General features: G+C 74.8%; 19 protein-coding genes. 14 read left to right on the forward strand and 5 right to left on the reverse strand.

Annotated elements, in window-relative coordinates:
- Nucleotides 1-93: 93 nt before the first annotated feature.
- The 8 genes from FH715_RS12855 to FH715_RS12890 all read left to right on the forward strand — a co-directional run bounded on the left by FH715_RS12855 (nucleotide 94) and on the right by FH715_RS12890 (nucleotide 8,182).
- The gene (locus tag FH715_RS12855) at nucleotides 94-2,013 is read left to right on the forward strand and encodes an NAD(P)-binding protein (RefSeq protein ID WP_139644815.1); all 1,920 of its coding nucleotides are present in this window, start codon (nucleotides 94-96) and stop codon (nucleotides 2,011-2,013) included.
- Between the two features lie 68 nt (nucleotides 2,014-2,081).
- Nucleotides 2,082-2,879, forward strand: coding sequence for a helix-turn-helix domain-containing protein (locus tag FH715_RS12860; RefSeq protein WP_139644617.1), 798 nt, complete (start codon nucleotides 2,082-2,084; stop codon nucleotides 2,877-2,879).
- Nucleotides 2,876-3,490, forward strand: coding sequence for a hypothetical protein (locus FH715_RS12865; RefSeq protein WP_139644619.1), 615 nt, complete (start codon nucleotides 2,876-2,878; stop codon nucleotides 3,488-3,490). Before FH715_RS12860 ends, FH715_RS12865 begins: the two co-directional genes overlap by 4 nt.
- 8 nt (nucleotides 3,491-3,498) lie before the next feature.
- Nucleotides 3,499-3,735, forward strand: a complete 237-nt coding sequence (locus FH715_RS12870; RefSeq protein WP_139644620.1) for a hypothetical protein — start codon at nucleotides 3,499-3,501, stop codon at nucleotides 3,733-3,735.
- Between the two features lie 277 nt (nucleotides 3,736-4,012).
- On the forward strand, nucleotides 4,013-4,609 hold the full coding sequence (locus FH715_RS12875; protein WP_246108715.1) for a DUF1707 and DUF4190 domain-containing protein: 597 nt from the start codon (nucleotides 4,013-4,015) through the stop codon (nucleotides 4,607-4,609).
- Between the two features lie 54 nt (nucleotides 4,610-4,663).
- Nucleotides 4,664-5,470: a DNA-formamidopyrimidine glycosylase family protein gene (locus tag FH715_RS12880; RefSeq protein ID WP_139644622.1), complete on the forward strand. Its 807-nt coding sequence runs from the start codon at nucleotides 4,664-4,666 to the stop codon at nucleotides 5,468-5,470.
- A gap of 370 nt (nucleotides 5,471-5,840) precedes the next feature.
- A complete protein-coding gene (locus tag FH715_RS12885) occupies nucleotides 5,841-6,815 on the forward strand; it encodes a glycosyltransferase family 2 protein (RefSeq protein ID WP_139644624.1) in 975 nt (324 codons plus the stop codon).
- Nucleotides 6,812-8,182 (forward strand): polysialyltransferase family glycosyltransferase, encoded by a 1,371-nt coding sequence (locus FH715_RS12890; RefSeq protein ID WP_139644626.1) that lies wholly within the window; start codon nucleotides 6,812-6,814, stop codon nucleotides 8,180-8,182. The genes FH715_RS12885 and FH715_RS12890 overlap by 4 nt, the downstream gene beginning before the upstream one ends.
- Nucleotides 8,183-8,350: 168 nt before the next feature.
- Here FH715_RS12890 and FH715_RS12895 read toward each other — a convergent pair whose 3' ends face one another.
- The gene (locus FH715_RS12895) at nucleotides 8,351-9,529 is read right to left on the reverse strand and encodes an acyltransferase (protein ID WP_139644628.1); all 1,179 of its coding nucleotides are present in this window, start codon (nucleotides 9,527-9,529) and stop codon (nucleotides 8,351-8,353) included.
- A gap of 350 nt (nucleotides 9,530-9,879) precedes the next feature.
- On the opposite strand from FH715_RS12895, the gene FH715_RS12900 reads away from it, so the two are divergent.
- Complete coding sequence (locus FH715_RS12900; RefSeq protein ID WP_211367596.1) at nucleotides 9,880-10,620, forward strand: sulfite exporter TauE/SafE family protein; 741 nt, start codon at nucleotides 9,880-9,882, stop codon at nucleotides 10,618-10,620.
- Nucleotides 10,621-10,736: 116 nt separating this feature from the next.
- Here FH715_RS12900 and FH715_RS12905 read toward each other — a convergent pair whose 3' ends face one another.
- Entirely contained in the window at nucleotides 10,737-12,302 is a 1,566-nt protein-coding gene (locus tag FH715_RS12905; RefSeq protein ID WP_139644630.1) for a DUF6297 family protein, read from the reverse strand.
- Entirely contained in the window at nucleotides 12,299-12,949 is a 651-nt protein-coding gene (locus FH715_RS12910; protein ID WP_139644632.1) for an ABC transporter ATP-binding protein, read from the reverse strand. Before FH715_RS12910 ends, FH715_RS12905 begins: the two co-directional genes overlap by 4 nt.
- A gap of 121 nt (nucleotides 12,950-13,070) precedes the next feature.
- Here FH715_RS12910 and map point away from each other — a divergent pair, with 121 nt between their 5' ends.
- From map to FH715_RS12935, 4 genes are all read left to right on the forward strand, one after another.
- The gene (gene map, locus FH715_RS12915) at nucleotides 13,071-13,844 is read left to right on the forward strand and encodes a type I methionyl aminopeptidase (protein ID WP_139644634.1); all 774 of its coding nucleotides are present in this window, start codon (nucleotides 13,071-13,073) and stop codon (nucleotides 13,842-13,844) included.
- A 106-nt stretch (nucleotides 13,845-13,950) separates the two neighbouring features.
- On the forward strand, nucleotides 13,951-15,486 hold the full coding sequence (locus FH715_RS12920) for an ATP-dependent DNA ligase (protein WP_139644636.1): 1,536 nt from the start codon (nucleotides 13,951-13,953) through the stop codon (nucleotides 15,484-15,486).
- A 157-nt stretch (nucleotides 15,487-15,643) separates the two neighbouring features.
- Entirely contained in the window at nucleotides 15,644-16,738 is a 1,095-nt protein-coding gene (locus FH715_RS29445; RefSeq protein WP_342782174.1) for a L,D-transpeptidase family protein, read from the forward strand.
- Between the two features lie 123 nt (nucleotides 16,739-16,861).
- Nucleotides 16,862-17,878, forward strand: a complete 1,017-nt coding sequence (locus FH715_RS12935; protein WP_139644638.1) for a ketopantoate reductase family protein — start codon at nucleotides 16,862-16,864, stop codon at nucleotides 17,876-17,878.
- Nucleotides 17,879-18,064: 186 nt separating this feature from the next.
- Here the strand turns inward: FH715_RS12935 and FH715_RS12940 are convergent, their stop codons facing one another.
- Both FH715_RS12940 and FH715_RS12945 read right to left on the reverse strand, forming a co-directional pair.
- Nucleotides 18,065-21,331 (reverse strand): substrate-binding domain-containing protein, encoded by a 3,267-nt coding sequence (locus FH715_RS12940; protein ID WP_139644640.1) that lies wholly within the window; start codon nucleotides 21,329-21,331, stop codon nucleotides 18,065-18,067.
- A gap of 198 nt (nucleotides 21,332-21,529) precedes the next feature.
- A complete protein-coding gene (locus FH715_RS12945) occupies nucleotides 21,530-22,501 on the reverse strand; it encodes a pectate lyase family protein (protein ID WP_139644642.1) in 972 nt (323 codons plus the stop codon).
- A gap of 205 nt (nucleotides 22,502-22,706) precedes the next feature.
- Between FH715_RS12945 and FH715_RS12950 the strand changes: the two genes are divergently transcribed.
- Nucleotides 22,707-22,919, forward strand: coding sequence for a DUF2277 domain-containing protein (locus FH715_RS12950; protein WP_139644644.1), 213 nt, complete (start codon nucleotides 22,707-22,709; stop codon nucleotides 22,917-22,919).
- The last annotated feature ends 345 nt before the right edge of the window (nucleotides 22,920-23,264 follow it).

The raw sequence follows: 23,264 nt of genomic DNA on the forward strand, positions 1-23,264 counted from the left end.
CTCCCGTCGAGCCGAAGGGAATGTCAACCCGCCGTGACCGCGCTTCCCCCTCAACCCCCCGTCCCCGGGCCCCGCGCCGTGGGCACCGAGCACATGATCGTCTGCGGCGACGACGCGTTAGCCGTGCGGCTCGCCGAGGAGTTGCACGACGTCTACCGGGAGCGCGTGACCCTGGTCATGCCGCCGGCGACCACCGTGGGCGAGCCCGTCGGCGGGGCCAGGCCGCGGGTCTCCGCGTTGATCGGCCGCATGTCGGCGGCCATCAACCGGCCGTCCCCCGCCCCCGCCGCCGACGACACCACCGGCGGTGGGATCCGCGTGCCGATAGGGGAGATGACGGCCGCCGAGCCGACCGACGAGGTGCTGCGGCGCGCGGGCGTCTCGCACGCCACCGCGCTCGCCCTCGTCTACGACGACGACGAGACCAACCTGCGCGGCGCCCTCGCCGCACGGCGGCTCAACCCGCACCTGCGGCTGGTCGTGCGGCACTACAACCGCCGCCTCGGCCAGCATCTCGCCCAACTCCTCGACCAGGCCGCCTCGGTGGCGTTGCCGGAGGTCGACCCGAGGGAGCTGGACGCCTCCACCACCGTGCTCTCCGACGCCGACACCGCCGCCCCCGCGCTGGCCGCCACGGCGGTCGCCGGCACCCGCAAGGTGGTGAGCGCCGACGGGCTGCTGCTGCGCGCCGTCGAACGCAACCCGCCGGCCAGCGGCGAGATCGCCGACCCCGGACTGTGCACCCTGGCGCTGCTGTCGGCGACGGTCAACGACCCGGCGGGCGAGGAGGGTTCGGACAACAGCGGCGGCGAGGGCCCCCAACTGCTCCCCGACGACCGCGAGGTGGGCCAGGCCACCGGGCGCGGCACGGTGGTGCTGGAGACGGTCACCCACGCCGGCCCCCCGCTGCCGCCGCGCCGGTTGGCACGCCGGGTGGCGCCGCTGGCGGAGATCTTCTCCCGGCGGCTGCGGCTGTCGCTGCTGGGCATCGCGCTGGCCGTCCTCGCGCTGGCGCTGACGCTGTGGCGCACCACCGGCGGCGACGCGCTCAACGCGGCCTATCTGACCCTGCTCGACATCTTCTCCATCGGCGACCCGGCCGTCGACGAGCCGGTGGCCCGGCAGTCCATCCAACTGGTCTCCGGGCTGGTCGGGCTGGCGCTGCTGCCGATCCTGATCGCGGCGGCGCTCCAGGCGCTGGGCGCGTTCCGCGGCACGGCGAACCTGCCGCGTCCCCCGCGCGGACTCTCCGGCCACGTGGTGCTGCTCGGGCTCGGCAAGGTCGGCACCCGGGTGCTGGCGCAGCTGCGGGAGATGGACATCCCGGTGGTCTGCGTGGAGGAGGACCCGGAGGCCAGGGGCATCCCGCTGGCCCGCAGGCTGGGCGTGCCGGTGGTGCTCGGCGACGTCACCCAGGAGGACGTGCTGGAGTCGGCCAAGATCCACCGGGCGCGCGCCCTGCTCGCGTTGACCAGCGTCGACGCCACCAACCTGGAGGCGGCGCTGCACGCCAGGACCGTCAAGCCGGAGCTGCGGGTGGCGCTGCGGCTGTACGACGACGACTTCGCCACCGTCGTCTACCGCACGCTGAAGGCGGCGCATCCGGAGGCGTTGACCCGTAGCCGCAGCGTCTCCACGCTCGCCGCGCCCGCGTTCGCCAGCGCGATGATGGGGCGGCAGATCCTGGGCGCGATACCGGTGGAGCGGAAGGTGCTGCTCTTCGCGGCGCTTGAGGTGGGGGACTTCCCCCATCTGCGGGGCCGGACGGTCGCCGAGGCCTCCCGGCCCGGCGCCTGGCGGGTGCTGGCGCTCGACCTGACGGCGCCCGGCGAGCGGGAGCCCGACCTGGCGGCCGTCCGCGCCTCGGGCGAGGGCGCCTCCGGCGGGCTGCTGTGGGACGTGCACCCGGGGTATGTGCTGCGGGGCCGGGACCGGGTGGTGGTGGCGGCGACCCGGCGGGGGCTGGCCGAGCTGCTGGGACGCGGAACGGGCGGGGCGGGGGGCCGCCGCTGAACGGGGCCGCGGGACCGGCGCGACGTGGCGCTTGACCCTGACGTCGCGGCAAGCCCTTCACTGGGGTCATGCGAATCGGAGAGCTGGCCGCGTTGACCGGGGTCACCCCCAGGACGGTGCGGCACTACCACCACATCGGGCTGCTGCCCGAGCCCCACCGCACCCCCGCCGGGTACCGGGTCTACGGCCTGCGCGACGCCTACCGGGTGGTGCGGGTGCGGCGGCTGACCGCGCTGGGGCTGAGCCTCGACGAGGCGCGCGACGTGCTGGACGACGACAGCGGCGTCGAGCTGCGCGAGGTGCTGGGCGAGCTCGACGCCGAGCTGGCCCGGCAGGAGGAGGCCGTCAGGCTGCGCCGCGCGCGGGTCGCCGAGCTGCTGGCCGAGGCCGAGGGGCATCCGGGGCTGCCGACGGAGGGACCGGTCTCGCCGGAGCTGACCGCGCTCTTCCGCCGGATGCGGGAGACGGCGGACACGCTGGGCGGGCCGGAGCCGGACGCGGCGGTCAAGGAACGCGAGCTGATGTCGCTGCTGGAGGGCGCGGCGCCGCAGGGGGGCGACCAGGGGGCGTGGCTGTCGTCGCTGGTCTCGGCGTTCGGGGACGACCCGGAGGCGATGGCGGCGGCCTATGGGATCTACGCGGAGATGGACGCGCTGGCGGACGCCGACGCCGACGACCCCCGGGTGGAGCCGCTGGCGGCGCGCATCGTGGCCAGCCTGCCGGAGGAGGTGGCGCGGATGGCCGCCGGGGTCGGGCCGGGGGACCTGACCGGCGGGTTCGCCGACGCGTTCTTCGACGACCACGGGCCGGCGCAGCTGGCGGTGGTGCGCCGGGTCGTGGAGCTGCTCGGGGAGGGGGCCCGATGAGCACCGTGGCGAGGGTCGTCCGGCGGCTGGTGGTCCACGAGTTCGTCCTGGTCGGCTGCCTGCCGCGGTGGCTGGCGCGGCGCGGCCCGCACGGTCTTGAGCCGGGCGACCGGGCGTTCGGCTACACCGGCGCGCAGTCGGCGATGTTCTGGATCATGCTGACCGTCTCGATCGTGGAGACGGTGGCGCTGGCGCTGATCATCCCCTGGCCGCTGGTCCATCTGGTGCTGCTGGTGCTGGGGATCTGGGGCACGCTCTTCGCGGTCGAGTTCCAGCTCTCCTGCGTGACGCGGCCCCATCTGGTCGGCGCCGACGGCTCGTTGCGGCTGCGCTACGGCGCGCTGGTCGACATCCCGCTGCCGGCGCCGCTGGTCCGCGAGGTGCGGGTCAACCGGCGCTTCCGCGAGGGCGGGCTGCTGAGGCTGGACGCCGGGAGCGGCACGGCCGACCTGGCCGTGGCCGGCCAGACCAGCCTCACCGTGGAGCTCTCCGCCCCCGTCACCTTCCGCCGCCCGCTGGGCCGCGAGGCGACGGCCCGCGTCATCCACTGCCACGCGGACGACGCGGCGGCGTTCGCCGCGCACTGGCGCGCGGCCAGGGGGGAGGCGTGAGGGTCAGCGTGCCCAGGGCAACGGGCGGGGTTCGGGGGCTGGCGGCGTGGCGACGTCGGCTGGTGGTCCTCACCGACAGCGCCGAACAACATCTGCGCGTCGCCGGCCGGATCGTCGCCGAGCTGGAGGCGGAGCTGGCCCGCCGCACCGGGCAGGACGACCTCGGCGTGCTGCGCGGCGAGTTGACCGCCCTGGTCCACGCGATGAGCGACGGCTCGCCGCCCCCGCTGCGCCCCGTCTGGTAGCGCCGCGCGCGCCCACGCGCGCCGGTGAACACCGTGGACTCCGGGCCTTCGGTGCGCCACCATGGAGGGGACCCGGCCGGCGGCGGGCGAACGAGATCGACGACGAGATCGACCGAAACCGACCGAGACACCCCGCCGCGGGGAACTTTCGCGACGACTCAGGCGTCTCCCCTGAGGGGAACGGCTGGCTCCCGGCCCGTGGAGCACCGCCGATGCGCGCCGTCGCCGGGGCGACGCGGTGCCAGCGAGGTCGGGCGTGACGTGGGGAGGGTGCACGATGACGACGCAGCACTGGGAGGCCGGGGGCCACATCCCTCCGGCCCAGATGCGCGCCTCGGACAGCGACCGGGAGCGCGCGGCCGACGTGCTCAAGGCCGGCTTCGCCGAGGGCCGGCTGTCCAAGGACGAGCTGGACGACCGGGTCAGGCGTCTCCACGAGACGACGACCTACGCGCAGATCCAGCCACTGATCGCCGATCTCCCCCAGGGCCCGGTGCCCGCCCCCGCCACCTCCCCCTACGCGCCCGGCACGCCCGGCACCTTCGGCCCGCCGCCCGTGGTGATCCAGCGCCCGCCGACGTTCGGCCCGCTCTACGGCCCGCCGCCGCGCACGCTCCACCCCCGGCCCATGCCGTTCCCGCCGCCGCCCCAGACCAACGGCGCCGCCGTCGCCGCCATGGTCTGCGGCATCGCCTGCTTCTTCACCTACGGGCTGACGGCCATCCCCGCCGTCATCCTCGGCCACCGCGCCAAGGCCGCGATCCGCCGCACCGGGGAGTCGGGCGACGGCATGGCCACCGGCGGCCTGGTCATGGGCTATCTCTCGCTCGCGCTGCTGGCCGTCGGCGCCATGCTGCTGGTCATGCTCGTCTGAGCCGACGCCCCGCCTTCCCGGGCCGGGCGCCGGCCCGTCGCGCATGATGGAGGGGTGCCCGAGGGAGACACGGTCTGGCTGACCGCCAGCCGGCTGGACGCCGCGCTGGCCGGCCACCGCCTGACCCGTTCCGACCTGCGCGTGCCCCGGCTGGCCACGGTCGACCTGCGGGAGCGGACCGTGCTCGGGGTGGTGCCCAGGGGCAAGCACCTGCTCACCCGCGTCGAGGGCGGCCTCACGCTGCACTCACACCTCGGGATGGAGGGCGCCTGGCGGCTCTTCGCGCCCGGCGAGCGCTGGCGCGGCGGCCCGGGACACCAGATCAGGGCCGTCCTCGCGACGGACGGCGTCTCCGCCGTCGGATACCGGCTCCCCAGGCTGGAACTGCTGCGCACCGACCGGGAGTCCACGGTCGTCGGCCATCTCGGCCCCGACCTGCTCGGGCCCGACTGGGACCCGGCCGAGGCCCTGGCCCGGCTGTCCGCCGCCCCCGAACGGCCCCTCGGCGACGCGCTCCTCGACCAGCGCAACCTGGCCGGAATCGGCAACGTCTACATGGCCGAGCTGTGCTTCCTGGCGGGAGTCTCCCCCTGGACGCCGGTCGGCGAGCTGGCCGAGGGCGAGACGCTGCCCCGGCTCCTGGACCTGGCCGCCCGCCTGCTGGAGCGGAACCGCGAGCGCCACGACCGGACCACCACCGCGCCCGGGGACCGGCGCGCGCGGCTCCACGTCTACGGCCGGGCCCGGCGGCCGTGCCTGACCTGCGGCACGGCGGTCCGCGTCACCGCGGACGACCACGGCGAGCCGGGCCGCGAACGCCCCACCTACTGGTGCCCACACTGCCAGCCCCGGCCCCGCTGAGAGGGCGTACAGGGACGCGGCAACCGCGCGGGCGACCGGCCGCCGGGGTGAAGGCGGTGGGTGGTCGCCGTTCCCCCGGTGGTGGGTTGCTCGCGCAGTTCCCCGCGCCCCTTTTCGGCCGGCGGGCGGCTGGGGGCGCGGGGAACTGCGCGGTGCATTCGTGGCGGGCCGCAGACGACCACGGTGAGGCACCACGACGGTGGGCGGTCGCCCGCGAAACCCCCGCGTCAGCACACCGTTGACCAGCGGAAACGCCGGGGCTCATCGAGCGTACACACATGGTTCACCACCGGGTCATCTCCCCTTACCCTGGACCGCTGATCAGGTGTTTACCGTCGCATGGACTCTGCCTACGGCTTCTGGAAACCTGGTGCCAAAACTCTCTGTCATCGTCGCCTGCCACAACGTGCAGGACTTCTTGCCCACCACCCTGCGCGGACTGGCCAGGAACGCCGGCCCGGAGACGGAGTTCATCCTGGTGGATGACCGTTCCGTCGATGCGACGGGGGAGATCCTCGGCCGGGCGGAGGGGGAGTTGGCACGTTCCCGAGTGATCAGGCACGAGACCAACAGGGGCATCTCCCAGGCCCGCAACACCGGCATCGACGCCGCCAACGGTGAGTACCTCACCTTCCTGGACGGCGACGACTGGTACGCGCCCGGCTATCTCGACGAACTGGTCGACGCCATCGAGGAGTTGGACTGCGACGTGGTGCGCACCGACCATGTGCAGTCCACCGCCCGCCGGCGCACCGTCGTGCGCGCGCCCTCGCCCACCCGCGACCGGGCGTTCGACCCGAGGGACGCGATCGGCCCGGCCGACCGCAAGACCATGGTCGACTACCCGTTCGTCTGGGCCGGGATCTACCGCCGTTCACTGCTGGAGGAGCGCGGGCTGCGCTTCGAGACGGGGCTGCGCACCGCCGAGGACCGGCTCTTCACCTGGCAGTTGCACCTGCGTGCCCGCACCATGGCCACCGTCGGCCTGCTCGGCGTCTTCTACCGGCGCGGTGTCACCACCTCGCTCACGCAGATCAAGGACGAGCGGCAGCTGGACTTCCTGCCGGCCCACGACCGGATACTCGCCGAGGTGGTGGACGACCCGGACGCCGACCGCTTCCTGCCGAAGATCGTCCGCACCTACTGCGCGATGATCGCCTTCCACGCCGCCAACGCCGACGGCTACGAGCCGGCGGCGGCCAGGCGGCTCAAGCGGGAGGCGTCCGCCGCCCTCCAGAGCTTCCCGCCCGAGCTGCTGGAACGCACCCTGACGGCCATGGGCGACGAACGCGGACGGGTGCTGCGGCGTCTGGCCGGCCGGAACCGGAAGGCGGTCGTGGCATGAGCGCCACCACGGGACGACGCACCCAGATCTTCGAGGTCTCCACCCTCTACGGCGCCGCCACCCTGGCCGCCGCCCTCGACGCCGGTCTCTTCGGCGCGCGCGGCGAGACCACCCGCGTCCTGCTGGTCTCCAACAACGCGGCCATCCCCGAGACCGCGACCGGCCTGCCGGAGATGGCCGGTTGGGACGCGGTCTCCGCCCGCTTCGACCGGGTGCTGGACTGGAACGAGGCGATCCGCCCGTTCCACCCCGGCGACTGGCGCCCGCTGGACCGCGACGCCCCGCTCTGGGACCGGCTGCTGCGCCGCTACTGGAACCTGGGCGAGGGCCCGGTCGAGCTGGTCGTGGAGTCGGTGCACGCGACGCCGGCCGCCGCCCTCGCGACGATCTTCGCCGACGCCGACATCCACGTCTACGCCGACGGGCTGATGAGCTACGGGCCCACCCGCGACCGGCTGCCGGTCAACACCGCCTGCCGCGTGCGGCGGTTGCTCCACCTCGACCTGGTGCCCGGGCTGCGCCCGCTGCTGCTCTCCGAGTACGGCGTGCCGTCCGAGAGCGTGCCCAACGACGCCTTCCGCGCGGTGCTCGACGAGGTCACGGCCGCCGCGCCGAAGCCCCCGCACGAGCTGGGCGTGGAGCGTCCGGCCGTGCTCCTCGGGCAGTACCTGGCGGCGCTCGACATCCTCACGCAGGCCGAGGAGGAGGCGCTGCACGTGCGGATGCTGCGGGGGGCGGCCGTCGCCGGCTTCCGCGCCGTCGTCTTCAAGCCACACCCGACGGCGCCCGCGCAGTACTCGAAGGCCCTGGAGAAGGCGGCGGCCGAGGCCGGTGTCCGGCTGACCGTGCTGGACGCGCCGGTGCTGGCCGAGTCGGTCTTCGCCGGCCAGAAGCCGGGCCTGGTCGTCGGCTGCTTCTCGACGGCGCTGCTCACCGCGTCCGTCTACTACGAGCTGCCGGTCGCCCGCGTCGGCACCGAGCCGCTGCTGGAGCGGATCACGCCTTACCAGAACAGCAACCGCATCCCGTTGACCCTGGTCGACGCGCTGCTGCCCGACCTTGAGGTGGCGCGGAAGGGCGAAGTGGTCACCGACCGGACGGGGTTGGCCGAGAGCGTGGAGCCGCTGATGCGGACCGTCGGCTTCTGTATGCAGGCCAAGGCCAACCCGGACTTGCGGGAGCACGCGGAGCGTTGGCTCGCGGCCGAGCTGGGGCCCGACACCCAGCGGTACTTCAAGCGCGCGCGGCTGACGGCGCTCGCGCTGCCCGGCGGCTTCGGCTCGCACCTCGCCCGCCAACTGCCCGGCAGCGCCGCCGCGATCCGGGTGGCCAGGCGCGTGCGCAAGGCCACCCGCGCGAAGCGGTGAGGCGCGGCGCGCGAAGCGTTGAGGCGTCGGCGTCGCGCGCTTGGGAGCATAAGAGAACGCGCCGGGCGCGTGCGGGCCGCTTCGAGGAGAGAGCGCGCGCCCGCGTACACGCTCCCGAGCGGGGAGGTGCACGCGGGCGCGCGCTCCGTTGTCGCGTGCGCTGGGTGGTCAGCCGAGGTAGCGGCGCAGCCCGAGGCGGCCCCAGAGGAGGCTCGCCGCGTAGGAGAGGGCAAGCGTCATCAGCAGCACGCCCGGCAGGAAGAACGCGACCTGGACGGCGGTGAAGTCCGGCTCCACGAAGCGGTCGACCAGCTCCTCGACGAAGATCACGTGTATCAGATAGGCGCCGAGCGCGGCGTTGGCCAGCCGGCCTACCAGGGCGCGGCGCCGCTCCGGGACCCGGACGCGGACCAGCAGCAGGATCACGCAGACGCTCAACACCCCCACGAATGGGTGGGCGTTGGGGATCACGTAGTGGATGTCGGTGTTGTACCAGACGATGCCGAGCACCGAGACGAGCGCGAGACCGACCAGCGGCCAGCGCCAACGCGCCGGCACCGGGCGGGTCGCGGCCAGCAGGAAGGCGCCGCCGATCGCGTAGACCACCGAGTAGGTGCCGAAGCCCCAGCCGACGCGGGGCGTCTCCCAGCCGGTGACCTCGTGGAGCGTGGACAGCGCGGGGGCGAGCCCGGCCAGGCCCAGCAGCAGCAGCCCGAGCCCCCAGGGGCGCTGCCCGGCGCGCAGCAGCACCACGAAGCCCAGCATCACGACGATGGGCAGGTAGGCGTACATGAACCACAGGTGGTACGCGGGCTGGACCGAGTCGAAGAGCGAGTCGACGGCGAGGTCGGCGATCGGGTCCTCGTTGCGGTCCCGGGTGAAGGCCCAGACCAGGTAGATCGCGGTCCAGACGAACATCGGCACGGTGTTGCGGACGATCCGCTGCCAGAGCCGGCCGCTGTCCCTGGGCGGCGCGCCGACGACGACCGCCCAGCCGGCTATCGCGAAGAACACCGGCACGGCGAACGACGTGGACGAGTCGCCCACGAAGCCCGCCCAGTAGACGGCCTCGCCGTTCGCGCGCCGCTGGTCGACGGCGTGGATCAGGGCGGCCGAGACATGGGTGATGATCACCGCGCAGGAGGCGACCAACCTCAGCAGGTCCACGTCGAAACGGTGCTCCCGCTCCTTGGGCCTGGGCGCGGCGTCGCCGCTCGTGGCGGCGCCGGCGGGCGGCTCCTGCTCGCCGGCGGGCGCGGGCGCCGGGTCGGGTGCGGGCGGTGGCCCGTCTCTCCCTTCGTCCCGCGCGGTGGTGGATGCGGTCTCGGTGGACGTGTTGGTCGGCATGTCGCTCGGGTGGTTCCCATTCGTCGGTTCTCGGGGCTTGCCTGGGGGGACGCCTGCCGGTGCCGGCGGTGGGCCACCGGTCCGGGGTCCCGGCGGATGGGCCGAGAGAGCGCGAAAGGCCGGAAACCGCCCGTGGTCGGCGGGGCTGGGGCTTGAGGGACACGCCCCAGGGCGGAGGCGAACGTAGCTCCGGCGCGCCAACTCCCCGTCGCGACAGGGGATACGCGAAGTGAACTCCGGGCCAAGGCGCGACAACCGTCCGTTCGTGCGGCGTTTACGGCGCCGTGGGGCGCGTGCCCGGGGGACGGACGGGAGAGGCCGCCCGGCGGGGGCTTTGCGAGGATGGTCCGATGGTCATGGAACTCGGCGGTGCGGAGCTGGCGGCGTTGGCGGTGGCCGCCGTGCTGGTCGGGGTGGCGAAGACGGCGATCGGCGGTGTCGCCTCGCTCACCGTGGCGCTCTTCGCCATGGCGCTGCCGGCCAGGGAGTCCAGCGGCGCGCTGCTGCCGCTGCTGATCGTCGGCGACCTGCTGGCCGTCGCCGCCTACCGGCGCCACGCGGACTGGAACGCGCTGCTGCGGCTCTTCCCCTCGGTGGCCGTCGGCATCCTGATCGGGACGTGGTTCGTCTCCCAGGTCGACGACGCGGTGATGCGCCGCACCATCGGCGGGGTGCTGCTGGCCGTCGTCGTCGTCCACCTCTGGCAGCGCCGCAGGGGCGAGGGCGCGGCGAAGCCGCCCGCGCTGCTCTTCGGCCTGCTCGCCGGCTTCGCCACGATGGTCGCGAACGCGGGCGGCGCGGTCATGGCCGTCTATCTGCTGGCCGCCGGCTTCCCGATGCTGACCTTCCTGGGGACGGCGGCCTGGTTCTTCCTGATCGTCAACCTCTTCAAGGTCCCGTTCAGCGCCGGGCTCGGCCTGATCACGGTCGACTCGCTCTCGCTCAACGCCCTGCTCGTGCCTGGCGTCCTGCTCGGCGCGCTGCTGGGACGCCTGCTGATCCGCTGGCTGCAACGCGGCGACCGGCAGCGGCTCTTCCAACGTCTGATCATCGGCTTCACGACGTTCTCCGCGGTGAATCTGCTGCGGTAGCGGGAGGTTCCCTGGGTGCGGACGACGGCGGTGTGGGTTGGTTCGGGTGGGTGGTCGTCTGGCGGGCCGGTGGCGGGTTGTCCGCGCCCCTGGTTTCGCGTGGGTTGCGTGGTGGGTCAGGTGGACCGCGGGGCGCGCGTGTGGCGGGTCCAGGCCAGGGCGGCGGCCCCCACCGCCAGGGACCAGGCCACGGCCGGCGCGGTGGAGACACCGGACAGCGACGTGGGCGCCAGCGCCGGCAGGACCAGCAGCGGAGCCCGGCCCAGCCAGAGCAGCGCCTGCAGCGGACCCGTGTCGCCCATCGGCGTCTGCGTGCCGAGCAGCACGGAAGCCGGCATCGCGCCCCGCCGCGCGGAGACCGAGGCCGCGCCCACCAACGCCGGCACCCACGCCGGAGCCAGGGGCGCGAACGCCACGAGGGGGGCGCTCGACAAGAGCAGCAGCGCCCCGGGAAGCAGCGCGTGGCGCAACGCGAGCGCCCCGCGCGACCAGGGAAGCGCCGCGCCGCGTTCGTGGTTCTCGCTCTCCCACCGCGCGGGCTCGACCAGTTGGGCCGCCGCGAGATAGCCGGTGACCAGGGCCGCCACCCCCGCCACCGGGTGCCCGACGGCGAGCAGCGCCAGCGTGGCTCCCCACAGCGCGACCCCGCTCCCGGCGCGCAGCGGCGCCCGCAGCAGCGCGAGCAGGTCCCGCCAGGGCAGCAGCAGCCAACGGGCGCGCGGCACCCTGAGCGCGCGCCCCGTCGCGCGACGCGCACGCCGTGGAGCGCTCAGCGCGGCCCGCGCCACACGCGGGTCGGCCCCGTAGAACGCCGCCGTGAACATCCCCGCGACCCGCGTCTGTTGGCGCAGCACCCTGGCCGGCAGCGCCAGCGCCGCCCGCCGCGCGACCAGGAGCGCGCCCACCACGGCGAGCGCGGCCAACGCCCCGCCGCACGCCCCCTCGACGGCCGACACCCGGCCCGTCGCCGCCGCCCACGGCAGCGCGGCCCAGCCCCAGGGGCCTGACCAGAGCGCCGCACGCCCCCACCCGGCGCCCTGCGACGCCCACGCGCCGCAGGCGTGCGCCAGCAGCGCCGCCGCGAGCAGCGCCAGCACCGGACGCAGCCGCGCCCGCCCGAACCACGGATGGTGCCGTTGCGTCCACACGGCCGCCGCGGCCCCGAGCAGTCCCACGGCGGCGCCGCCGCCGGCCCCGGCCAGCGTCGCCGCCCAGGCGGCGCCGCGCCCGCCGGCCGCGTGTGCCGCCAACGCCACCACGGCGCCGGGCAGCGCGCCGCCGACCCCGTTGACCAGCCAGGCCAGCCGCAGCCTCGGCAGCAGCAGCGCCGCGCGCGGCACCGGGTGCGGCAGCAGCCAGTGCACCGCCGCCGCCGGCAGCCGCACCGGGCCGCGCCAGACGGCGAGTTGCGCCGCGCCCGCCAGCGCGAGCGCCGCCAGGGCCGGCAGCGCCGCCGGCGCCGCTTCGAGCGCCCGCTCGGCCGTGGGTCCGCGCCACCGCCGTTCGGCCGCCGCGTCGACCAGCGCCGCCAGATAGGGAACGGCGTAGATCGCGGTCAGCAGCAGCACGCAGTACGCCACGTAGGACGCCTGGCGCCGGCGCGCCGCGCGCCCCCTGGTGCGGAACGCGGCCAGCCTGACCAGCGCTTCGGGCGTGGCGCGACGCCCCGGGACCAGCCTCACGCCGCCGCCCGCAGCCGGCCGTCCACCAGTTCCAGCCGGCGGGCGCCGGACCGTTCCGCCAGCGCCGGGTCGTGGGTGGCCAGCAGCACGGCGCCGCCCTCCGCCGCCGTCGCCGCCAGCCGCAGCGCCAGCGCGGCGCGCGCCTCGGCGTCCAGGTGGGCCTCCGGCTCGTCCAGGATCAGCAGCGTGTGCGGCCGGACCCGGGTGGCGGCCAGTGAGAGCAGCTGGCCGAGGCCGGCGGAGAGGGCGGCGGGGAACTGCTCGGCGTGGTCGGCCAGTCGGTGTTCGGCGAGCGCCTCCGCCACGCGGTCCTCCGCCTCGGGCACCCGGTGCGCGAGCGCGACCAGCAGGAGGTGTTCGCGCACGGTCAGGTCGGGGTAGTGCGCCCCGGGCGCGAGGGCGCAGGCCACGTCGGCGCGGAACGCCGCGTCGTCCTCGTCGGCCGGTCGCCCGCGCAGGGTGGCCGTTCCGGCGTCCGGCTCCTCCCGGCCCGCGGCGATCCGTAACAGGGTCGACTTGCCCGCCCCGTTGGCCCCCAGGACGGCCACCGCCTCGCCGGCGCACAGGGCCAGTGAGACGTCCCCGAGCACCGGACGTTCGCCGTAGCCGTGCCGCACTCCGGCGAGGCGGAGCAGTTCCGTTTCCATGCGGTCATCCGACCACGCGACTCGTCGGGGCCGCCGCGCGGGTGGCCCCCGGCGTGACGCCCATTCTCATACCGGTAAAGTAAGACCGGTATTGTTATTGGCTGCGTGAGAAGGGCGCCGCATGATCGAGATCCTCAACCCGCCACTCCTGGCCCGCGCGAGGGTGACGGGTGCCCTGGTCGCCGACATCCTGAGCGCGATGCGCGCCCGCAGCACCGTCGGCACCAACCTGCTGGACATCGACCGCTGGACGCGGGAGATGATCGTCGAGGCGGGCGCGCTGTCCTGCTACGTCGACTACGCGCCGTCCTTCGGGCGCGGCCCGTTCGGCCACTACATCTGCACGGCCGTCAACGACGCGGTGCTGCACGGCCGCCCCCACGACTACCGGCTCGCCGACGGCGACCTGCTCACGCTCGACCTCGCGGTCGTGAAGGACGGCGTCGCCGCCGACGCCGCGATCAGCTTCCTGGTCGGGGAGGCGCGGCCGGCGGCGGACGTGGCGATGATCGAGACCACGGAACGCGCGCTGGCCGCCGGCATCGCCGCCGCGGGGCCCGGCGCCCGCGTCGGCGACATCTCGCACGCCATCGGCACGGTGCTCGGCGAGGCCGGCTACCCGATCAACACGGAGTTCGGCGGCCACGGCATCGGCTCGACGATGCACCAGGACCCGCACGTCTCCAACAGCGGTCGCCCGGGCCGGGGTTACCCGCTGCGGCCGGGGCTGCTGCTGGCGCTGGAGCCGTGGGTGATGGCGGACACCGCCGAACTGCGCGTCGACGCGGACGGCTGGACGCTGCGCAGCGCGACCGGGTGCCGCACGGCGCACAGCGAGCACACGATCGCCATCACGGACGACGGCGCGGAGATCCTCACCCTCCCCACCACGTGAGGCCCTCGCCGCGCCGCGGCCGGCCGGCGCCCCCGTTCCCGCCGTGACCACCCGGTCGGCCCCTCACCAGGCGCCGCCGGCGCCCCGGGCCGGCAGCATGGGCACCATGCTGCTGGCAGAGGTGGCGGGCACCTGGCGGAGGGTCGCGGCCACCGCCGGGCGTTCCGCGAAGGTGGCCGCGCTGGCGGCGGCGCTGCGCGCGACCGCGCCGCCCCTGGCCCCCGTCGTCGCGACCTGGCTGTCCGGCCGGCTGCCGCAGCGCCGACTCGGCGTCGGCTGGCGCGCGTTGGCCGACGCGCCGCCGCCGGCGGCCACCGCCACCCTGACGGTCGAGGCGACCGACGCCACCCTCGGCGCCGTCGCCCGCGAGGCCGGCACGGGCGCCGGCGCACGCCGGCGCGCGCTGGTGCGGGGCCTGCTGGCCAGCGCCACCGAGGAGGAGCAGGGCTTCCTCACCGCGCTGATCAGCGGCGAACTGCGGCAGGGCGCGCTGGACGCGCTCGTCGTCGAGGGCCTGGCGTCGGCCGTCGCCACCCCGCCCGAAGCGGTCCGGCGGGCGGTCATGCTGGGCGGCTCCCTCGGCGCGGTCGCCGAGGCCGTGCTGGCGCGCGGCCCGGCCGCGCTGGGCGAGTTCCGGTTGCGCGTCGGGAGCCCGGTGCTGCCGATGCTGGCGAGCGGCGCCCGCACGCTGGCCGAGGCGCTGGAGAAGCTCGGGCCCTGCGCCGTCGAGGAGAAGCTGGACGGCATCCGGGTCCAGGTCCACCGGGACGGCGAACGGGTCCGGATCTACACCAGGACGCTGGAGGAGATCACCGAACGGCTGCCCGAGGTGCGCCGCGCCGCACGGGAGTTGGCGGTGGAGAGCGCCGTGCTGGACGGCGAGGTGATCGCGCTGGACGCGGACGGCCGGCCGCGCCCGTTCCAGGAGACGGCCGGCCGGGTCGGCTCCCGGCTGGACGTGGCCGGCGCGCACGCGGCGCTGCCGCTCTCGCCGGTCTTTTTCGACCTGCTGGCGGTGGACGGCCGGGAGCTGCTCGACCGGCCCACCGAGGAGCGCCACGCCGAGCTGGTGCGGGTCGCGCCCGACGAACGCCGGGTGCGCCGCCGGCTGGTCGAGGACCCGGGCGACCCGGAACAGCGGGCGGCCGCCGAGGCGTTCACCCGCGAGACGCTGGCGCGCGGCCACGAGGGCGTGCTGGTCAAGGCGTTGGACGCGCCCTACAGCGCGGGCCGCAGGGGCGCCGCCTGGGTGAAGGTGAAGCCCGTGTACACCCTGGACCTGCTGGTGCTGGCCGCGGAGTGGGGCCACGGCCGGCGCGCCGGGCTGCTCTCCAACCTGCATCTGGGGGCGCGCGGCGAGGACGGCGAGCCGGTGATGGTGGGCAAGACGTTCAAGGGGCTGACCGACGCGCTGCTGGCCTGGGGGACCGAACGGCTGCGCGCCCTCGCGGTGGCCGAGGAGCCGTGGGGGGTGCGGGTGCGGCCCGAGCTGGTGGTGGAGGTCGCCGTCGACGGGGTGCAGCGTTCGACGCGGTACCCGGCCGGGGTCACGCTGCGGTTCGCCAGGGTGGTGCGCTATCGGGAGGACAAGCCCGCGGCGGCGGCCGACCCGGTGGCGGCGGTGCGTGCGCTTCTGCGGTAGTTTCCTCCCTGTTGGCGCCGCCGCGTCCCCTCGGCGGTGACAGAACCGCGACACACGTGGCCGCATTGTTATGGCCTCGCACGCAACAAAGCGCCCGGTTTCGCGCATCTTTACCTGTGAGGTCCGATGAGGTCCCGTACGTTCAGGGGGAATTCTGATGCGCTCCGCGCTCGTTCGCACGTCCGCCCGCCGAGGCCCGCGTGGCGTGCTGCTCTCCGCCGCCGCCGCGTTGACGGCCGGCGGACTGCTGTTGACCGGCTGCGCCGCCCAGGCCGACGAGACCTCGGACGAGCCGTCCGCCTCGCAGGAGGAGCCCGCGCCCGAGGAGTCCGACGACGGCTCGGGCGGTGAGTCCGAGGAGCCGGCCGAGGAGATCCTCATGGCCTTCGGCGACGAGACCGAGCAGGTCCGGGAGCTCCAGGCCAGGCTGGCCCAGCTGGGCCACTTCACCGCCCAGCCCACCGGGTACTACGGCGACGTGACCGTCGGCGCGGTCTCGGAGTACCAGCGGGCGGCCGACCTTGAGGTCTCCGGCGAGGTGGGCGAGTCCACGTGGGCCGCGCTGACCGAGGCCACCACCGACCCGACCGAGGACGAGCTCTTCCCGCCCCAGCAGATCATGGGGTACGGGGACAACACGGACCAGGTGCGGGAGTTGCAGGCCAGGCTCGCGCAGCTGGGCCACTTCGAGGAGAACCCGACGGGTTACTACGGCGACGTCACCGGCACCGCCGTCAGCGCGTTCCAGACGTCGGCCGGCCTTGAGGCCAGCGGCACGGTCTTCGACGACACCTGGGACGCGCTCACCGCCGCGACCACCCAGCCCACCGAGGAGGAGATGTACCCGCCGCTTGAGGTGCCGGACGCCGAGCCGGAGACGGACCTCGACGAGCGGTGCCTGGAGGGCCGGGTGCTCTGCGTCTCCAAGACGAGCAACACGCTCTCCTGGGTCGTCGAGGGCGACGTCCAGCTGACCCTCGACGTGCGCTTCGGCGCCGAGGAGACCCCCACCCGCGAGGGCGAGTTCGAGGTCTACTGGAAGTCCCGCAACCACCACTCGACGCTCTACGACTCCCCGATGCCGTACGCGATGTTCTTCGACGGCGGCCAGGCGGTCCACTACTCGGAGGACTTCGCCGCCAACGGGTACAACGGCGCCTCCCACGGCTGTGTCAACGTCCGCGACGAGGACGCCATCGCCGGCCTGTTCGACGAGGTGAACGAGGGCGACAAGGTCGTCGTCTACTGGTGACCTCGCCCCCTGACGCCGGTCCCCTGACGCCGGTCCCCTGACGCCGGGTACCTCCGCCGGTCGTTCGTCCCGCCGGCCAACCCTCAAGGGTTGGTCGGCGGGCCCCGGGGCGAGAATGCGCCCATGAGGTACATCGTGATCGGAGCGGGCGCCGTCGGCGGCGCCATCGGCGGACGGCTGGCGCAGAGCGGAAACCAGGTGGTGCTGGTCGCCCGGGGGGCGCACGCGCAGGCGTTGCGCGCCGACGGCCTGCGCCTCGACACCCCCGACGAGTCCCTTCGGCTGTCGGTGCCGGTGGCCGAGACCCCCGAGGAGGTCGAACTCACCCCGGACGACGTGCTGTTGCTGGCCGTCAAGGTCCAGGACAGCGTCGCCGCGCTCGACGCCTGGGCCGGACGCCCGGTCGCCGGCGGCTCCACGGCGGGCGAAAGCCTCCCGCTGCTCTGCGTGCAGAACGGCGTGGCCGGCGACGAGCTGGCGCTGCGCCGCTTCCGCCGCGTGTACGCGGTCTGTCTCTGGCTGCCCGCCCAGTACCTCACCCCCGGACGGGTGGTCGCGCCCTGCGCCCCGCTCACCGGGATGCTCCACCTCGGCGACCACCCCGCGCGCGCCGACGGCACGCTGGACGAGGCGACGCTGCGGCCCATCGCCGACGACCTCGAACGTGCCCGCTTTCTCGCGCCGCTGGTGCCGGACGTCGCCCGCTGGAAGTACGCCAAGCTGCTGGGCAACCTCGCCAACGCGCTGGAGGCGCTGTGCGGCCCGATGGCCGACGACCCCCGGGTGGCCGAGGTCTACGGCCGGGTCCGCGCGGAGGGCGAGGCGGTGCTGCGCGCGGCCGGCATCGCCTGGACGAGCCCCGAGGAGGAAGAGGCGCTGCGCGCCGACCGGATGACGATGCGCCCGGTCGCGGACGCGGAGACCGGCGGCAACTCCTCCTGGCAGAGCCTGCGTCGAGGCACCGGATCCATCGAGGCGGACTATCTCAACGGCGAGATCGTGCTCCTCGGACGGCGCCACGGGGTGGCCACGCCGTGGAACGAGACACTCCAGCGCCTCGCCAACCACGCGGCGGCCGAGGGCCACGCCCCCGGCTCCCTCCCCGTCGACTCCCTGACCCGCGCGGTCCACGACGGCTGACCCCAACACACCCCGCGGTTCCCCGCGCGAGCAACCGCCCACCGACCCGCGGACGATGACCCCGCCAGGACGAAAGGGGGCGCGGGGAACCGCACGAGCAACCCCCCACCGACCCGCGGACGACCACCCACCCAAACCCCCCAGGACGGTGGTCGCCCCCGCCCCGCCACCCCGCCCCCGCCACCCCTACTCCGCCTCCCTGAAAGCATGCGGCGCCACCCCCGTCAGCCGGCGGAAGACCCGGCTGAAGTAGGCCCGGTCGTGGAAGCCCACCGCCCGTGCCACCGTCTGCACGCTGTCGTCGCTCCCGGCCAACCGCTCCTTCGCGCGTTGGATGCGCAGCCGCGTCAGGTACTCCCAGAGCGTCAGCCCCAGTTCGCGGTGGAAGAGCCGCCCCAGGTGGTCCTCGCTGACCCCCGCCGCCTGGGCGACCTGCCAGCGGGAGAAGCGGTGCCGGTAGTGCTGTTCCAGATAGGCCAGCGCGTACCGCACGGGCGCCACCGCCCGTTGCGCCGCCGGGTCCTCGCGTTCCAGCATCAGCGCGAGCAGCCGCGCGGTCTCCTCCTCGGTGAGGATGTCCCGGCCGAGCAGCAGCAGCGCGGGGTGCGGCTCGGCCCGCCGGGCGTCGGCGACCGTGAAGCCGCGGTCGCTCAGCAGCAACGCCGGCACGCCGGGCAGCCGTTCGACCAGGTCGAGGCCGGCCATGTCGGGCAGCGCGCGTTCGACCACCACCAGCCCCGGCGCCTCGTCGGCGAGCAGCGCCAACGCGCCGGCGCCGTCCGCGGCGGCCCGCACCGGCCGCCCGGGCAGGGCGTCCGTCAGCGCAGTCCTGGCGCGTTCCCTGCGCTCCGCCGAACCGTCCACGATCAGCACCGACTTGGCAAGCTCCGTGGGCCGCAGCGCGTGCAGCGCCTGGTGCAGGTCGTCGCCGCCGAGCCGGCCGTAGAGCAGGAACGGCGTGTGCCGCAGCGCCGGGTGGTCGTGTAAGCGGCGCGCGGTCGCCCACAGCCGTGCGGCGCCCGGCGCCTCGGCGTCCCAGACCACGGCGGCGGGGGCCGGCGGGCCGAGGAGCGAGGCCAGTTCCTCGTCCGGGTCGGGCACCCGTGGCACCAGCCGGTGGCGGCGGGCCAACGCGACGCCCTCCGGCGGGAGTTGCTCCCGGTCGACGGCGAGCAGCAGCAGTTCGTTCCCCGCCGCCGGCTGTCCGGGCTGCCCGGACGCGTCGGCCGGGGTCGGCAACGGGAGCGTGAGCCGGAACCCCGCGCGCCCGCGCACGCGGTCCACGCTCACCGAGCCGCCGTGCAGCACCGCGAGCCGGCGCGCGATCGCCAGCCCGAGCCGGGTGCCGCGCGCCCCGCTGGCGAACGGTTGGAAGAGACGCTCCTCCTCGCCCTCAGCGACGGTCAGCCCGGGTCGGCCCACCCGCACGTCCAGTTGGCGCGGCCCGGTGCGCGCGGTCAGTCCGAGCCCGGGGCCCGCCGCCGCGACCAGCAGGTTCAGCACGATCTGGGTGAGCCGCCCCTCGTCGGCCCGCACCACGGGCAGCCGGGGCGGCAGCCGAAGGTCCTCGGGGCGCCCACCGGCTATTCGAAACGTTTCACTGAGAATCCGCAGCGGGTCCACCAGTTGGCGCGAGAGGTCCAGCGCGTCGATCTCGGAACGCGACAGGTCCAACAGGTCGTCGATCAGCCGCAGCAGCCGATGGGCGTGCTCGTGCGCCGGCGCGCCCGCCGGCGTGTGCCGCAGGACCGCCTCGACGGGGGAACGCAGCTCGTCCGTCGCGTTGTCCAGCAGCCGGGTCTTGAAGCGGCTGGCGCGCTCCGCCGCGTCCCGCGCGCCCCGCACCTCGGTGAAGAGCCGCACGCCCTTCAACGCCGCGCTGACATGGTCGCCCAACGCCCGGTACAGCGCGCCGGAACCCTCGCCGTGGCGCCGGCCGGCCGCGCTCTCGAAGACCGCGTAGCCCAGCTGCTCCTCGCCGATGTGCAGCGGCTCCAACACCGCCGTGAAGCCCCCGCGTTCCGGCAGCATCTCCGCCAGCGGCGGGGCCGCCGGCGCCGCCGGCTCGCGCAGCGCCAGCCGGAAACCCGGCACGCCAAGCCCCGGCAGATGCCGCTCCAACGCCCGCCGCAGCCCGGCGGTGTCGGTCACCGTCGTCAACGTCGTCGCCAACTCCCGGAGCCGCGTCGCCTGTTGCTCGTCCGTCCAGCGCTCGTACTCCAGCAGCCGCCGCGACTTCTCCGCCACCAGCAGCCGCGCCTGGCCCACCAGCCGCTCCAGCCGCGCCGGGTCCTCGTCCGGCAGGGAACGCAGACCCAGCAGCGCCCGGTCCCAGGCCGCCGCGTCCTCGTGGCCGCGCATCCCGGTGGCGAGCCGCCGCTCCAGCCGCCGGAGGAAGTCGCCCCCGTTCCCGCCCACCCCCGCCAGCAACTCCGCGTCCAGCGGCGCCCGTTCCGCCGCGTCCCCCGGCGCGCCGGCCGCCGGCGCGTCGTCGAACTGGGTGGTCAGCGGCGAGTGGCAGCCGCACGAACGGCGGACGATCAACGTGCCGGAGACCACCCGCCGCGCCGGCGGCGCCGTGCCGCGCAGCCGCGCCAGCAGCGTCTCGACGGCCAACCCGCCCAACTCGCCGAACGGCAGCGCCACCGACGTCAGCGGCGGGTCGCTCACCCGCGCCTCCACCGAGTCGTTGAAGCTGATCAACGCCACGTCGTCCGGCACCCGCACCCCGTGCTCCGTGAGGAACCGCAGCGCGTCGGCCGCCAGCGCGTCGCTGCACGCCACCACGGCGTCGAAGTCCCGACCCGGCCGCAGCCCCCGCACTTCGATCAGCACCCGCATCGCCGCCGCCCCGGCGCCCGCCGCGTAGTCCAACGAGGCCGCCGTCAGCGCACGGTCCAGCGGCAGCCGGTGGCGGCGCAGCGCCTCGGTGTAGGCGCGCGCCCGGTCCAACGCCACCGGGTTGGTCAACGGCCCCCGGATGCAGGCCAGTCGGCGCCGCCCGTGGTCGGTCACCAGATGGCCGACGGCCTTCCGCATCCCCGCGTGGCTGTCGAGCAGCAGCGTCTCGTGCTCGCCCAGCGCCCGGTTGAGGCTCACCACCGGCAACCCGGCCAGCTGCCGCACCAGCCGCGAGGCCCGGTCCCCGGCCGTCGGCAGGCCGAGCGTCGAGGTCCAGCAGATCACCCCGTCCAGCCCCGCGGTGCCGACGAGTTCGTAGAGCGCGTTGCGCGGGGCGCCCTCGGCGCGTACCGCGTCGCCGGGTAACGCCACCAGGCTCGCGCCGTGGCGCTCGGCCGCGCGCCGCACGCCGGCCCAGAGCGTGGCCCCGACCCCCAGATGGATGTTGGCCGTCACCAGGCCGATCACCGGCCCCTGGGTCCTGGGCGGCCCGGCCGGCCGGGCCACCCCGAGTCCGCGTACCACCATGGCGACCGCCTCGTTCCTCGGCAACGCTGGCAACGTTGGCGACGCAAGGCGCTGGCAACGCGTGGCGCGCGCCGCGCGGCGCGCCGCGGTGCCCTCGGCGGCGCCGCCGAGGTGCGAGGACGATAGCGCCGCCCGAGCACGCCGACAAGGCCGGCGTCACGGCCCGCCTCCACGGCGGAACGCGCGACACCGGCCCGTCGGCGAGACCCGGGGACCGCCCGGTTACAGCTGGCCCACCCCGGCGCCGCCCGTCACGATCGACTTGACGTCGGCGGCCGGGTCGGGCGTGTAGCTGTAGGGGATGCCGGACACCGAACCGCCGGCCTCCCCCTCACCCGAGTCGACGAAGTGGTTGTCCCTGGCCTCGATGGAGCCGGGACCCGAGTCGGCCTCTCCCAGGTGGAAGGGGTCGTCGGTGTTCTCGAAGTAGTTCGCCTCCACCAGCACCCCGGCGTCCTCGGTCGAGGCGACGCCGTAGCTGCCGATGTCGTTGTAGTAGTTGTTGTACACGTGCACCGGGTCGCCGAAGCGGACGCGCGGGTTGCGCTGGTTGACGCCGTCGAACCAGTTGTGGTGGTACGTGACGTTCAACTTCCCGATGTCCTCGCCGCCGTTGCCGTCGTCGTGGCCCAGCAGCATGTTCTTGTCGGAGTCGTAGGTGTGGTTCCACGACACCGTGATGTCGGTCGACGCGCGCTTGATGTCCAGCGCGCCGTCGCTCGGGTTGGTGAAGTCGTTGTGGTCGATCCAGACGTTGGTGCTGTACTGGACGTTGATGCCGTCGTCGTTGGAGTCGGCGAAGACCAGGTTCTGCACGATGACGTTGTCGGCGTCGGCGATGTTCAGACCGCCGCCCTGGATCGTGGCGCCAGAACCGGCGCCCACGATCGACTTGTCGGAGGAGACCCGGACCATCTCGTCCACCGAGATGGTGCCGTTGACCTCGATCTCCAGCGGGCCGTCGCTGTCGGCGGCCTCGATCAGCTCGTCGGCCGAGGAGACCGAGACGGTCTCACCGCCGGCGCCGCCGGTGGCCCCGGCGCCGAAGCCGGTGGGGGAGCCGACCGCCAGTGGGGCGGCGTCGGCGGGCTCCGAGGCGGAGCCGGTGGCCGCGGTCAGACCCGCGACGGTGGTGACGGCGGCCGTCACCGCGACAGCACTGGCCAGCTTGAATCGTGCGCTCGTCCTGCGCATGAGACTCTCCGTCCGTGTGGGGGGTTCACAAGGGAGAAACCGTGCCGCGCGGCTGGCAACGCCACGATGCTAGGACGGGCGCTGTGGACGATGACGGGGGACGTGTGGACTATCGCGATCGCCGCCGGTTGCCGGCGGTTGCCGGCGGTCGCCGGCGGTGGGCCGTCGAGGGGCGATTGTCAGTGGTGGGGTCCACACTGGTCGCATGTGCCGCAGTATCAAGACGCTCCGTCCCCCGGCCACGCCCGAGGTCACCGACGACGACATGCGCGCAGCAGCGCTTCAGTACGTGCGGAAGGTCAGCGGTTTCCGCGCGCCCGCCGCGCACAACCGTGAGGTCTTCGACCAGGCGGTCGACGACATCACGGCCGCGACCGCGCACCTCCTCGCGCACCTGGAGGTCCGCGGCCGGAAGTAGGGGCGTGCGTGGCGGGTCGCAGTCGACTACGCACGTGCGTGGCTTGGGTGGGTGGTCGTCCTCGCCTCGGTGGTGGGTTGCTCGCGCAGTTCCCCGCGCCCCTTCACCGGCGGTGGGCGGCTTGGGGGCGCGGTGCGTTCCGCGGGGGGTCGCGGTCGACTACGCATGTGCGTGGCTTGGGTGGGTGGTCGTCCTCGCCTCGGTGGTGGGTTGCTCGCGCAGTTCCCCGCGCCCCTTCACCGGCGGTGGGCGGCTTGGGGGCGCGGGGAACTGCGCGAATGCTGGGTGGCGGGGGTCGGACGACCACGGTCCTGATCGGTCGCGGTGGGTGGTCGTCCTCGCCCC

The sequence above is a fragment of the Streptomyces sedi genome, assembly GCF_006335015.1.
In the GTDB taxonomy this organism is placed as follows: Bacteria; Actinomycetota; Actinomycetes; order Streptomycetales; family Streptomycetaceae; genus Streptomyces; species Streptomyces sedi.